The sequence below is a fragment of the Candidatus Pelagibacter communis genome (genome assembly GCF_001179965.1).
Lineage (GTDB): Bacteria > Pseudomonadota > Alphaproteobacteria > Pelagibacterales > Pelagibacteraceae > Pelagibacter.
The window spans coordinates 1-12690 of the sequence record NZ_CVSH01000007.1 but is presented as its reverse complement, the minus strand read 5'-3'; the positions used below and the strand labels follow the sequence as shown (position 1 = coordinate 12690).

Genomic DNA, 12690 nt, shown 5'->3' with positions numbered 1-12690 from the left:
TTTATTTTTTAGCTCTGACAGATATGATTTATCTGACGTAGGGAGAGTTAAAATGAATTCTAGACTAAATTTAAATTGTTCAGATAAAATAACCATTTTAAGAAACGATGACATTATAGCAATCATAAAGAAAATGTTAGATTTGAGAGATGGTAAGGATGAGGTAGATGACATCGATCATCTAGCTAATAGAAGAGTCCGATCAGTTGGTGAACTTGTTGAAAATCAAGCAAGAATTGGTGTTTATAGAATGGAAAGAGCCATTAAAGAAAAAATGACTACGCTTGATGTGGAGTCAGCTATGCCGCAAGATTTAATAAACGCAAAACCTTTAACTGTCTCACTTAAAGATTTTTTTGCAACATCCCAACTTTCACAATTCATGGATCAAACTAATCCTTTATCTGAAATCACGCATAAGAGAAGAGTATCTGCGCTTGGTCCCGGTGGTTTAACTAGAGAAAGAGCTGGTTTTGAGGTTAGAGATGTGCACCCAACTCATTATGGAAGAATATGTCCTATAGAAACTCCAGAAGGTCCAAACATTGGTTTGATAAATAGTCTATCAACTTATTCAAAAATTAATAAGTATGGATTTATTGAAAGTCCATACAAAAAGGTGAAGAATGGTGTTGTTGAAGAGAAAATTGAATATTTATCAGCAATGGAAGAAAGTAAATTTACAATAGCACAGGCTAATTCAAAAATAGATAAAAATGGAAAATTTACGGAGGGTTTAGTTTCATGCAGACAAAATTTAAACTTTATTTTATCAAAACCAGAAAATATTGACTATATAGACGTATCTCCAAAACAATTAGTTTCCGTTGCAGCCTCTTTAATACCTTTTTTAGAAAATGATGATGCAAATAGAGCTTTAATGGGATCAAACATGATGAGACAAGCAGTTCCTTTATTGAAGCCTGAATCACCATTAGTTGGAACTGGTATTGAAAGCGATGTTGCTCTAGACTCTGGAGTGACGATTGTTGCAAAAAGAGATGGTATAGTTGATAAAATTGATGGAAAGAGGATTGTAATTAAGGCGACGGCCGAAACAGATTTTACAAAATCTGGTGTAGATATTTATAACTTACAAAAGTTTAAAAGATCAAATCAAAATACATGTATTAACCAAAAACCACTGGTCAGAGTTGGAGATAAAGTAAAATCAGGTGACATCATAGCCGATGGTCCTTCAACAAAACTCGGTGAACTAGCTTTAGGAAAAAACGTTACTGTAGCTTTTATGCCTTGGCAAGGATACAATTTTGAAGATTCAATTCTAATCTCAGAAAGATGCGTAACTGACGATGTTTTCACATCTGTTCATATAGAAGAGTATGAGGTTATGGCAAGAGATACAAAACTTGGTGAGGAAGATATCACAAGAGATATTCCGAATGTTAATGAAGAGGCTCTCAAAAATTTAGATGAGTCCGGAATAGTCTATATTGGAGCAGAAGTTAAGCCTGGTGATATTTTAGTCGGAAAAGTAACACCTAAAGGGGATACAGCATCAGGTCCAGAGGAAAAACTTTTAAGATCTATTTTTGGTGAAAAGGCTATTGATGTAACAGATACTTCTTTAAAGATGCCTAGCGGTAGTGGTGGTATTGTTGTTGATGTAAGAGTTTTTAACCGTCATGGTATTGATAAAGATGAAAGATCAATAACTATCGAGAGATCAGAAATTGATTCTGTTCATCAAGATAAAATTGTTGAGGAAGAGATTCTTGAAAGAAGTATTAAGCAAAGAGCACTACAAATCGTTGAGGGTCAAGTTTTAAATAAGAAGATAAAAGATGTGGACCAAGGATCAAAAATAAATGCTGATAATATTGATAAAATATCAATTAATGATTTATTTAAAATAAATATTGGAGACCAAAAAAAAGATGACAGTTTAAATCAACTAAAAGACCAGTTTAACAAGGCAAAACAAGATATACAAGAACGATTTGAGGACAAGGTTTTAAAAATAAGACAAGGTGATGAATTGCTTCCTAGCGTAATGAAAATGGTTAAGGTTTTTGTGGCAATAAAAAGAAGATTAAGACCAGGGGATAAAATGTCAGGAAGACACGGAAATAAAGGGGTTGTTAGTAAAATTGTTCCACTAGAGGACATGCCATACAGAAAAAACGGTAAACCAGTTGATATTGTACTAAACCCTTTAGGTGTACCGAGCCGTATGAATGTTGGTCAAATTCTTGAAACACACTTAGGTTGGGCATGTACTGAGTTAGGAGAAAAGGTAAAAAATTTAATAAATGAGAATCAAAAAAAAGCTGAAAAAAATGAAAAAATATCAAACTTTTTAAAGTCAGTTTATGGAAAAGATACTTTTGAGGATAGTTTAGATAAACTAAATAAAGTTGAATTTAAAGATTTGTGTGAAAATTTACAAAATGGTGTACCAATTTCCACTCCTGTTTTTGATGGAGCTAAAGAGATAGATGTTACAAAAATGTTAGAGCTTGCAGATCTACCAAATTCTGGACAAACAGAATTATGGGATGGAAGAACGGGTGAAAAATTTGATCGTGAAGTTACAGTTGGTACTATTTATATGCTTAAACTTCATCATTTAGTTGAGGATAAAATTCATGCTAGATCAACAGGTCCATACAGTTTAGTTACTCAACAACCATTGGGAGGTAAAGCACAACTTGGTGGCCAAAGATTTGGAGAAATGGAAGTATGGGCACTGGAAGCTTATGGAGCTTCTTATACTTTACAAGAAATTTTAACTGTAAAATCAGATGATGTGGCAGGTAGAGTAAAAGTTTATGAAACAATAGTTAAAGGTGAGGAGAATTTTGAGTCTGGAATACCAGAGTCATTCAATGTTTTAGTCAAAGAAATTAAAGCTTTAGCTCTTAACGTGGAATTAAATTAAAATGAAAAAAGATTTAAAAGATTTATTTAAAAATAATAGCGATATTTCAGAAGCACAAAATTTTAATAGTATTAAAATTACTTTAGCTAGTCCTGAAAAAATTAAATCTTGGACTTACGGAGAAATAAAAAAACCCGAAACAATTAACTACAGAACGTTCAGACCTGAAAAGGATGGACTTTTCTGTTCTAGAATTTTTGGACCAATTAAAGACTATGAGTGTCTTTGCGGAAAATACAAAAGAATGAAGTTTAGGGGTATAATATGTGAAAAATGTGGAGTCGAGGTTACAAAGTCAAATGTTAGACGTGAAAGAATGGGCCACATTAATCTTGCTACACCTGTTGCACATATATGGTTTTTAAAATCATTACCTAGCAGAATTTCACTAGCGATTGATATGAAATTGAAAGAAGTTGAAAGGGTATTATATTTTGAGAGCTTTATAGTAATTGAACCAGGCTTGACTGACCTTAAAAAAAATCAATTGTTAACTGAAGATGAGCTTGCAAAATATCAAGAAGAACACGGTGAAGATGCTTTCTCAGCTGGTATCGGTGCAGAAGCAATATTAGAGATACTTAAGTCTGTAGATTTAAAAAAAGAAAGAGAAATTTTATTAAAAAATATTAAAGAAACAAAATCAAAAGTTGCTGAAGAAAGATCGATTAAGAGACTTAAGCTCATAGACTCTTTTATTGAGACAGGTAACAAGCCTGAGTGGATGATACTTACAACTATTCCAGTTATTCCACCTGAATTAAGACCATTGGTTCCTCTAGATGGTGGAAGATTTGCAACATCAGACTTAAATGATTTGTATAGAAGAGTAATAAATAGAAATAACAGATTAAAACGATTAATGGACTTAAAAGCTCCAGATATAATAATTAGAAATGAGAAAAGAATGCTCCAAGAATCGGTTGATGCATTATTTGATAATGGAAGAAGAGGAAGAGTAATAACTGGAACCGGTAAACGTCCGTTAAAATCACTCGCGGAGATGCTAAAAGGTAAACAAGGTAGATTTAGACAAAATCTTTTAGGTAAACGTGTTGATTATTCTGGTAGATCAGTAATTGTTGTGGGTCCAGATTTGAAGCTACATGAGTGTGGATTACCAAAAAAGATGGCTTTAGAATTATTTAAACCTTTTTTATATGCAAGACTAAATAAACTTGGTCTAGCATCAACAATTAAACAAGCTAAAAAACTAGTTGAAAAAGAAACAAATGCAGTTTGGGATGCATTAGAATTAATTGTTAGAGAACATCCAATAATTCTAAACCGTGCACCTACTTTGCATAGATTAGGTGTTCAAGCATTTGAGCCAAAATTGATTGAAGGCGATGCTATAGAACTTCATCCATTAACATGTGCAGCGTTTAATGCAGATTTTGATGGAGACCAAATGGCTGTACATATCCCATTGAGTTTAGAAGCACAGCTAGAGGCACGTGTACTTATGATGTCAACAAATAATATTCTCAGTCCTTCTAATGGAAAACCAATTATCGTTCCAAGTCAGGATATGATTTTAGGAATTTATTATTTATCACAACCACCATACCAAACTGAAAAAATAGAGGGTTATTTTGTAAATAATTCGGAAATTGAGCAAGGTTTGGAGTCTGGAAAAATAAATGTACATTCAAGAATTGTTTCAAGATTTGAAACTGTAGACGATAAAAATAATGTTAAATATGAAAAGTACACAAGCACAGTTGGAAGATTTCTCTTAGCAAATTTACTACCAAAAAATAAAGACATTAAATTTTCTTTAGTTGATAGGCTTTTACCAAAAAAATAGTTTCAGAAATAATTGATATTGTTTTTAGATTTACTGGTCAAAAAAATACAGTGATCTTTTGTGATAAATTAAAAGATTTAGGTTTTAAACACGCATTTAAAGCAGGAATTTCTTTTGGTAAAGATGATTTAATTATTCCAGAAAATAAAGCACAATTAATCGAGGAGACTAAAAAACTAATTACAGATTATGAGAACCAATATGCCGAAGGTCTTATTACAAGAGGTGAAAAATATAACAAAGTTGTTGATGCATGGTCAAAATGTACAGATAGAGTAGCTTCTGAAATGATGAAAAGAATTTCAGCCACTGAAAATACTAAAGATGGATTAAAAGTAAATTCTGTATTTATGATGGCCGATTCAGGCGCAAGAGGATCTGCTGCTCAAATGAAACAATTAGCAGGAATGAGAGGTCTAATAGCAAAACCTTCTGGTGAGATTATCGAGTCACCTATTACATCAAATTTTAAAGAAGGTCTTACAGCTCTTGAATATTTTAATTCTACTCACGGAGCTAGAAAAGGTCTAGCTGATACAGCTCTAAAAACAGCAAACTCAGGCTATTTAACAAGAAGACTATGCGATGTAGCTCAAGATTTAACAATTACAAAGAAGCATTGCGAAAAACCAGGATCAATAAAGTTATCTGAAATTATTGAGGGAGGAAATGTAATTGTTAGTCTCTCAGAGAGAGCTTTAGGTAGAGTTACTGCAAGTGACATAAAAAACCCAATTACAGGGGAAATAATTGTTAAAAAAAATTCTGAAATAAATGAAAGCGTTTGTGAAAAAATAGATGCAGCAGGCGTCAAATTAATCTCAGTTTACTCAGTTATAACATGTAGTTCAAAAGAAGGAGTTTGTTCTAGATGTTATGGAAGAGATTTATCAAGAGGGAAAATGGTACATGTAGGAGAAGCTATAGGTATGATATCTGCCCAGTCCATTGGAGAACCAGGAACTCAGTTAACTATGAGAACATTCCACGTAGGTGGAACTGCATCAATAAAACAAGACTCACAAATTGTAAGTAAAAACGAGGGTACGTTAAAAATAATTAACACAAATCTTTTAGAAGACTCTAAAAAAAATCAGATTGTAATGGGGAGAAATACTCAACTTTCAATAGAGGATGATAATGGTCTACAAATAGCTATTTACAAAGTGCCTTATGGTTCAAAAATCTTTTTTAAAAATGGAGATAAGATTAAAAAAAATGCCAAGATTTGTGAGTGGGATCCGTACACTACTCCTGTAATCGCTGAAAAAAGTGGTATTGTTAATTATGTTGATTTAATTGATGGAGTTACACTTTCTGAAACCTTAGATGATGAAACAGGAATAGAGTCAAAATCTGTCATTGATTGGAGGTCTCAATCAAAAAACACAGATCTAAAACCTAGAATTACCTTAAGAGATGAAAAAGGAAATGTAATTAAAAAAGCTGATGACAATGAAGCTAGATATTATTTAGTACCAGACTCTATTTTATCAGTGAAAGATGGGCAAAAAATATTTGCAGGAGATGTAATCGCAAGACTTCCAAAAGAAACTTCTAAAACTAAAGATATAACAGGAGGATTACCTAGGGTAGCAGAACTTTTTGAAGCCAGAAAAGCAAAAGATAGCGCTATTATTGCAGAAAACGATGGAAAAGTATTATTTGGTAAAGAAGTAAGAGGCAAACAAAGAGTTTCAATTGTATCTGATGGCGGTGAAACTTCAAATTATTTAATACCTAAAGGAAAACATATTAATTTTAATCAGGGTGAAAAAATTAAAAAAGGCGAGTATTTATTGGATGGACAACCACTGCCACATGATATTTTAAGAATTTTAGGTATTGAGGAATTGACTGAGTACTTTGTTAATCAGGTACAAGAGGTTTATAGATTACAAGGTGTAGTAATTAATGACAAGCACATAGAAACTATTCTAAGACAAATGTTGAAAAAAATTGAAGTTAAACATTCTGGAGACTCAAATTTATTACCTGGAGAAATAATTGATCGAATAAAATTTGATAATATGAATGAAAAACTTAAATCAGATGGTAAAAAACTAGCGGTTGGTGAAAGGGTACTGATGGGTATTACAAAAGCTTCATTGCAAACTGAATCATTCATTTCTGCTGCTTCGTTTCAAGAAACTACAAGAGTTCTTACAGATGCGGCAATTAAAGGCAAAACCGACACTCTATTGGGCCTAAAGGAGAATGTTATTGTAGGTAGATTGGTACCTGCAGGAACAGGTACCATCAAGAACGATTGGAACAAAAGAGCCATAGATGACGATAATAAATTTCTTGCTGAGCAGGAAAAATCTGAACCCTCAGAAACCCAAGTAAATCAATAAAAATTTACAATTTTTATAAACGTTTTAATTTGACAAAAAAAATTTCTATAGTATTTTGGCCATATTTTTTGGTTGGAATGTAATGTCATTGGGGCATTAAACGCTGCCACTAAATAACCTGTCAGTTATTTCTTACTCAAAAAATATTTAAAAATTTATGCCGACTATAAACCAGTTATTAAGAAAAAGAAGACGTAGACCTTCATCAAGAGATAAAGTTCCTGCGTTAGAAAAATCTCCTCAAAAAAGAGGTGTATGTGTTAAGGTTTATACAACAACACCAAAGAAACCAAATTCAGCTTTAAGAAAAGTAGCAAGGGTAAGGTTGTCTAATGGTCACGAAGTTACATCTTATATACCAACTTCTTCTCTATCCATATCAACAGGTATTGATAATTGTGACTCATTCATAATCGTAATCATTTTAGTGTCTCTTGAGGTTCTTAATACTTTTGATGATGGGACTGTACCAATTGGCTGAAATTCGTTATCAACCACAAAGATTTCTAGAAATTCTTCTGGTAGATCTTTATTCTCTCGTAAATAATCGATTGTTTGTCCAACAGACCAATTACTTGGTATTGCCGTAAATTCTCTTTGCATTATTCTAGCGGCAGAGTCCTCTGGATAACTTAAACTCTCAAGAAGAACAAACCGGTCCTTTGGTGGAAGTGATCTCAAAATATCATTTTTATTTTCTTCACTTAAATTTTCGATAATTTTTATTGAGTCGTCAGATTCTAAATTTTTTAAGATATAAACAATGGAGTCTTTTGAAAGATACTTTATTATTTCTGTTTGAACTGCCTCATTAAGTTCAACAAATACCTGCGGGTCAATTTTAAAGTTATTTAATTTAATTAAATTTTCTCTATCAGACTCATTTAAATGCTCAATAATATCAGCTGCATCTGATGGGTGCATTTCTCTAAATGAATTTGATATAAATTCTGCATCGTTGCTTGCGATTTTATCAGTTACTACTTTAATAAATTCTTTATTAAATTCGAAATTAACTTTTTTATCTTTTATTTTTTTTACTAAAGTCATAAATTCATCTCATAATTTATAAGCACTATTAATACATAATAAATATAATACAATTTAATAAATGAATATTGAGATTAAAATATCCAAAAAACCAGTAGATTATAGGAAAGCTGTAATTTTTATGGAAAAAAGATTAGATAAAATAAGAGAAGGTAAAGCGAGAGAATTGATTTGGATTTTAGAACACAATGACATTTATACAGCTGGTTCTAGATCAAAAAAAAGTGAAATTTTAGATAAAAAAATTAAGGTCATAAAAACTAATCGTGGAGGTAAAATTACATGGCATGGTAAAGGACAACTAATTTGTTACTTTGTTATAAATTTAAATAAAAGAAATAAAGATATTAGAAAATTTATTACAAATTTAGAAAAGTCAATAATTAATACCTTAAAAGAATTTAAAATAAAAAGTTTTTCAGACAGGCAAGATATTGGAATATGGATTAAAATTGAGGGAAATATAAAAAAAATAGCTGCAATTGGTATTCGAGTCAAAAAATGGATTGCTTATCATGGATTTTCAATAAATATCAATAATGATTTAAAAAAATATAATAAAATCATTCCATGTGGAATAAAAAACAAAGCAGTAACTAATCTTGAAAGTATAAAAAAAAATAAATATGCTAATTTAAAGAAAGTTTTGTTAAATAACCTAATTAAAAATCTTTAAACTGCAATCTTTTAATTTTTAAAAGTTTTTTAAAATATTCTGGAAGTAATGCTGTATATTTATATTTTTTATTATTTATCATAAATTTTAGCTGATAAGAGTGTAGCATTAAATTTTTGTTTATTGATCTAAGATTAGGTAAAAAATATTTATTATCACCAAATATAGGATTTCCTATTTCAAGCAACTGTTTTCTCAATTGGTGTTTTCTACCTGTAATAGGTTTCATTTCGATTAAAGATGATATTGAATTTTTATCTAAAACTTTAAAATAAGTTTTAGCTTTTTCAATAATTTTTTTTCCATTTTCATATCTAATCAGATTACTGTCTAAGGATCCTTTTGTTTTGTCAATTTCACCATGACAAATTGCTAGATAGGTTTTATGAACTTTTCTAAGTCTAAATAGGGTTGTAAGTAATTGAGCATAAGATCTATTTTTAGCAATCAAGAAAATGCCTGAAGTATCCTTGTCTAACCTGTGAACTGTATAGGGTTTACTATTTTGAAAAATTTCACTTTTAGCGAAAATATCTATTAGATTTTTTTTAGATTTGGTTCCACCTTGTACTGAAATCCCGGCCTCTTTATTTACAACTATAAAATTTTCATTATTGTCTATTATCTGTTTTTCATTAGATTTTATTACATCAGATGAGGGTAAAAACTTTACCTTATTTTTAATTGAGTCCTTAATATTTAAATGAAAAATCTCTATTAAATCTTTATATTTAACTTTAAATGAGCTTTTGACTTTTTTATGGTTAACTTTAATTTTTCCTTTTCTTAAATTTTTTTCTAATAAACTTTGAGGTAATTTTTTAAAGTTATTTCGAACCCATCTATCTATTCGACAATTATCATATGATTTTTCCACATGAAAAGTTTTTTTCATTTGGTAATTCTTCAAGCTGATGATTTTTTCTTATCTACTTTTTCTTCTTTTGGAGTTGTTTTTTTTGTTTCTTTGCTTGTATCTTTCTTTTTTACATCCACTTTTTTTGCTTGGATATCTCTATCAACAAACTCAATTACAGCCATTGGTGCATTATCTCCATATCTAAATCCAGCTTTAACAATCCTAGTATATCCACCTGAACGTTTTTCATATCTTTTAGATAAAGTTTTAATGACCTTATTAGCTGATTTTGTATCTTGAAGTTTTGAAAACAAAGTTTTCGTGTTGTGCAAACTTTCTTTTTTTCCAAGAGTAATAATTTTATCTGCTTGTGGTTTTAAAACTTTTGCCTTCGGTAAAGTGGTAGTTATTTGTTCGTATTTAATAAGAGAATTAAGCATATTTTTAATTAGTGCTTTTCTGTGTTCTGAAGTTCTATTAAGCTTTTTATAACCAAACTTGTGTCTCATTAAATGGCTTCCTCTAATTTCTTAGATAATTCAGCTATATTATCTGGAGGCCAGTTTGGTATTTCCATACCTAAATATAATGACATACCTGTCAAAACCTCTTTAATTTCATTTAAAGATTTTCTTCCAAAATTTGGAGTTCTCAGCATCTCCCCTTCTGATTTTTGAACTAAATCTCCGATATAAATAATATTATCATTTTTTAAACAATTCATAGATCTAACAGATAGTTCAAGTTCGTCTACTTTTCTTAATAAATTTTTATTAAACTCAGGCTCAGAAGGTTGTTCTTTCATCACGACTTCTTTTGGTTCATCAAAATTTACAAACATACCTAATTGATCTTGGAATATTCTAGCGGCATAAGCAACGGCATCTTCGGCTGAAATTGACCCGTTGGTTTCTACTTCCATTGTCAACTTATCGTAATCAAGTGCTTTACCTTCTCTTGCGGTGCTTACTGAATAAGATACTTTTTTGACTGGACTAAATAATGAGTCAATTGGTATTAGCCCTAAAGGTGGTTCTTCTGGTTTGTTTAGGTCAGCGGATACATATCCTTTACCAGTACCAACATTCATCTCCATATGAAAGTTTGTATTTTCATCAAGATTGCAAATAACTAAATTTGGGTTAAGAATTTCTATATCTGTCACTGGCGTAATATCAGATGCTTTAATCTCGCCTGGTCCTTTGGCATCTAAAATTAATTTTTTTGTTCCTTCCGATGAACTTTTAAGAGCTAGTGATTTTACATTTAAAACTATATCTGTAACATCTTCTCTAACACCTTTTATTGAAGTAAATTCATGTAATACTCCATCAATTTGTATTGATGTAACAGCAGCACCTCTTATAGATGATAATAAAACTCTTCTAAGAGAATTTCCCAACGTAAGCCCATAACCCTTTTCCAAAGGTTCAGCCGTAATTTTTGCAATTGTTTTGTCGTCACTTAATTTTACATCTAGTTTTGCTGGTTTAATAAGTGATTTCCAATTTTTTACATTTACTTCAAGATTATCCATTTACACTCTCCTTTTTTTAGGTGGCCTAGTACCATTGTGTGGTAGTGGCGTTGTATCTTTAATTGATAATATTTTAAATCCTCTGGCTTGTAATGCTCTCAATGCTGTTTCTCTGCCAGAACCAGGACCTTTAATTTCTACTGTTAAAGTTTTCATTCCATACTCTAAAGCTTTAGCAGCCGCAGCGTCAGCAGCAACCTGAGCTGCATAAGGTGTTGATTTTCTAGATCCCTTAAATCCTTTTTGACCTGCAGATGCCCAAGAAATTACATTTCCATTGGTATCAGCAATAGAAATTATAGTATTATTGAAAGTTGATAAAACAAAGGCAGTACCATTAAGAATATTTTTTTTAACTTTTTTCTTCTTTGAATATGAACTTTTTTTTACAGACTTTACCTCTTTAGACTCAGTTGCTTGGGTTTTTTCATTTTTTTTTGTATTCATTTTGTTATTTCTTTAAAGGTGTAAGTTTTTTACCTGCTATAGCGATAGCTTTTCCTTTTCTTGTTCTTGCATTGCATCTGGTCCTCTGACCTCTCACCGGTAGTTTTTTTCTATGTCTAGACCCCCTATAGCAAGCCAAATCAATTAATCTTTTTATATTTAATGAAAGTTCTCTCCTTAAATCACCCTCTACAGTAAAGTTCTTGTCAATGTATTCTCTAATTTTTAAAATTTGATCATCTGTAAGCTCGTTTACTCTTTTTGATTTAGGTATATCTAATTGTTTACATATTTGTTTTGAAAACTTTTGTCCAATACCATGAATATAGGTAAGTCCAACTTGAACAATCTTATTTTGTGGTATATTTACACCTGCAATACGAGCCATATATCTAGAGATTAATTTTAGCCTTTATATAAGAAGTTGTTTTAAAGTCAATGTCTTAAACATTAAGAATTCCCAGCATTTTTTCGCTAATTTGATTGATTTGTAGGTTTCCATCAATTTCATGAAATTCTTTTTTTGAAGAGTAATAATCTAAAACAGGTTTAGTTTTATCCATGTAAATATCATATCTTTTTAGGATAGTATTAGACTCGTCGTCTGATCTATTTTCTAAAATCTTTCTTTTCTCAATTCTCTTTATTATTGTTTCCTTTTTTACATTTAAAAAGAATATAAAATCTAGCTTTTGGTTCGATTTATTTAATAAATTTTCAAGATTTTTTGCTTGATTTACAGTTCTAGGATATCCATCAAAAATTAATTTATTTTTTTTTTCTTTATCAAAAATAATTTTTTCTAGTAATTTATTGACTATTTCATCTTCAACAAATTTTCCTTCATTCATATGATTAATAATTTTCTTACCAATTTCTGTATCTTTTTTTATCTCATCTCTAAGCATATCGCCGGTTGAAACTTGAAAGCTTTTCAATTTTTCTACAAGATTTTTAGCTTGCGTTCCTTTTCCTGCACCCGGAGGTCCAAAAATAATAATGTTCACTTTTTACTTACCAAATTTAGTTTTTTTAATTAAACTTTCGTATTG

At 30.6% G+C, this 12690-nt stretch carries 9 protein-coding genes and 2 pseudogenes; 4 read left to right on the top strand and 7 right to left on the bottom strand.

Going from position 1 to position 12690, the window contains the following annotated elements:
• From rpoB to rpsL, 3 genes and pseudogenes are all read left to right on the top strand, one after another.
• Positions 1-2902 (top strand): DNA-directed RNA polymerase subunit beta (gene rpoB, locus AMN73_RS00250; RefSeq protein ID WP_075534325.1); only part of this gene is annotated, 2902 nt, incomplete at its 5' end.
• 1 nt (position 2903) lies between these two features.
• Positions 2904-7069 (top strand): annotated as a pseudogene (rpoC, locus tag AMN73_RS04575) (DNA-directed RNA polymerase subunit beta').
• A 157-nt stretch (positions 7070-7226) separates the two neighbouring features.
• Positions 7227-7430: pseudogene (gene rpsL, locus AMN73_RS04460) on the top strand (30S ribosomal protein S12); the annotation flags it as partial.
• Here the strand turns inward: rpsL and AMN73_RS04455 are convergent.
• Positions 7421-7993, bottom strand: coding sequence for a magnesium transporter MgtE N-terminal domain-containing protein (locus AMN73_RS04455; protein ID WP_256997801.1), 573 nt, complete (start codon positions 7991-7993; stop codon positions 7421-7423). The pseudogene rpsL and the gene AMN73_RS04455 sit on opposite strands and share 10 nt — an antisense overlap.
• Before the next feature lie 187 nt (positions 7994-8180).
• Between AMN73_RS04455 and lipB the strand changes: the two genes are divergently transcribed.
• Positions 8181-8795, top strand: a complete 615-nt coding sequence (lipB, locus tag AMN73_RS00230) for a lipoyl(octanoyl) transferase LipB (protein WP_075534323.1) — start codon at positions 8181-8183, stop codon at positions 8793-8795.
• On the opposite strand, the gene AMN73_RS00225 is transcribed toward lipB, so the two are convergent.
• From AMN73_RS00225 to AMN73_RS00200, 6 genes are read right to left on the bottom strand one after another with little or no spacing between them, the layout of a single operon-like run.
• Complete coding sequence (locus AMN73_RS00225) at positions 8782-9690, bottom strand: RluA family pseudouridine synthase (protein ID WP_075534324.1); 909 nt, start codon at positions 9688-9690, stop codon at positions 8782-8784. The two genes, lipB and AMN73_RS00225, sit on opposite strands and share 14 nt — an antisense overlap.
• Before the next feature lie 11 nt (positions 9691-9701).
• Positions 9702-10163 carry a 50S ribosomal protein L17 gene (rplQ, locus tag AMN73_RS00220; protein WP_075534322.1) on the bottom strand — a complete coding sequence of 154 codons (462 nt, stop codon included), beginning with the start codon at positions 10161-10163 and terminating at the stop codon, positions 9702-9704.
• Positions 10163-11191 carry a DNA-directed RNA polymerase subunit alpha gene (locus AMN73_RS00215; protein WP_075534321.1) on the bottom strand — a complete coding sequence of 343 codons (1029 nt, stop codon included), beginning with the start codon at positions 11189-11191 and terminating at the stop codon, positions 10163-10165. The genes rplQ and AMN73_RS00215 overlap by 1 nt, the downstream gene beginning before the upstream one ends.
• Positions 11192-11638 carry a 30S ribosomal protein S11 gene (rpsK, locus tag AMN73_RS00210; RefSeq protein ID WP_075534320.1) on the bottom strand — a complete coding sequence of 149 codons (447 nt, stop codon included), beginning with the start codon at positions 11636-11638 and terminating at the stop codon, positions 11192-11194.
• Between the two features lie 4 nt (positions 11639-11642).
• Entirely contained in the window at positions 11643-12026 is a 384-nt protein-coding gene (rpsM, locus tag AMN73_RS00205; protein WP_075534319.1) for a 30S ribosomal protein S13, read from the bottom strand.
• Between the two features lie 55 nt (positions 12027-12081).
• The gene (locus tag AMN73_RS00200; RefSeq protein WP_075534318.1) at positions 12082-12645 is read right to left on the bottom strand and encodes an adenylate kinase; all 564 of its coding nucleotides are present in this window, start codon (positions 12643-12645) and stop codon (positions 12082-12084) included.
• Positions 12646-12690 lie beyond the last annotated feature (45 nt).

Bases quoted from the DNA above. Each gene is read 5' to 3' on its own strand.
- AMN73_RS04455 (WP_256997801.1), bottom strand. From the start codon at position 7,993: ATGCACCCATCAGATGCAGCTGATATTATTGAGCATTTAAATGAGTCT.
- lipB (WP_075534323.1), top strand. From the start codon at position 8,181: ATGAATATTGAGATTAAAATATCCAAAAAACCAGTAGATTATAGGAAA.
- AMN73_RS00225 (WP_075534324.1), bottom strand. From the start codon at position 9,690: ATGAAAAAAACTTTTCATGTGGAAAAATCATATGATAATTGTCGAATA.
- rplQ (WP_075534322.1), bottom strand. From the start codon at position 10,163: ATGAGACACAAGTTTGGTTATAAAAAGCTTAATAGAACTTCAGAACAC.
- AMN73_RS00215 (WP_075534321.1), bottom strand. From the start codon at position 11,191: ATGGATAATCTTGAAGTAAATGTAAAAAATTGGAAATCACTTATTAAA.
- rpsK (WP_075534320.1), bottom strand. From the start codon at position 11,638: ATGAATACAAAAAAAAATGAAAAAACCCAAGCAACTGAGTCTAAAGAG.
- rpsM (WP_075534319.1), bottom strand. From the start codon at position 12,026: ATGGCTCGTATTGCAGGTGTAAATATACCACAAAATAAGATTGTTCAA.